Raw genomic sequence first — 564 nt, 5'->3', positions numbered from 1 at the left:
GAGGAAGGAGAAAAAGGAAAGGAAAAAAGAGGAAGAAAAAAAAAAAAGAGGGGGTCCGGCTGCGGTTTGAGGGGAAGGAGAAGGGAAGAGGAAGGGAGGAAGAGGGAGGAAAGGGGAGGGGGGAAAAAGGGAAACGGGAAAGAAAAAGGGGGAAAAAAAAAAGAAAGGGGAAAAGGGGAAGGAGGAGGACACGGAGGAGCCGCTCCGAGGAAGAAAGAGGAGAGGAAGGGAGAGGAGGAGAGGAAAGAGAAGAGGAGAAGAGAGGGAGGGGAAGAGGAAAGAAAAAGAAAGGAAGGAAGGAAAGAAGGAGAGCGAACGAAAGGTAGCATCGTCGGCAAGACTTATTTCTAAGAAGGCAGAAGGAAGAGGAGAGGAAAAGGAGGAGAGGAGAAGAGGGAAAAAGAGAGAGAAGGGAAAGAAGAGGAAGGGGAGAGAAGGAAGAAGAAGAAAGGAGGAAGAAAGGAGAGAAGAGGGAAGAAGAGAGAAAAGAAGAGGAGGGGAGGAAGAAAAGGGAAGGAAAGAAAAGAGAGGGGAGGGAGGAAAGAAAAAAAGGGAAGGGAAGAG

At 48.8% G+C, this 564-nt stretch carries 2 protein-coding genes; one reads left to right on the top strand and one right to left on the bottom strand.

Features of this window, described 5'->3' with window-relative positions; genetic code table 11:
- Window positions 1-351, top strand: a 351-nt coding sequence (locus tag E1963_RS23920) for a hypothetical protein (protein WP_207669428.1), incomplete at its 5' end; no start/stop codon positions are given.
- Here E1963_RS23920 and E1963_RS23915 read toward each other — a convergent pair.
- Window positions 348-564, bottom strand: a 217-nt coding sequence (locus E1963_RS23915; protein WP_207669427.1) for a hypothetical protein, incomplete at its 5' end; no start/stop codon positions are given. The two genes, E1963_RS23920 and E1963_RS23915, sit on opposite strands and share 4 nt — an antisense overlap.

It is taken from the genome of Extibacter muris, from assembly GCF_004345005.1.
In the GTDB taxonomy this organism is placed as follows: Bacteria; Bacillota; Clostridia; order Lachnospirales; family Lachnospiraceae; genus Extibacter; species Extibacter muris.
The sequence above is the reverse complement of the archived record's forward strand: the minus strand, read 5'-3'. Positions and strand labels throughout refer to the sequence as shown.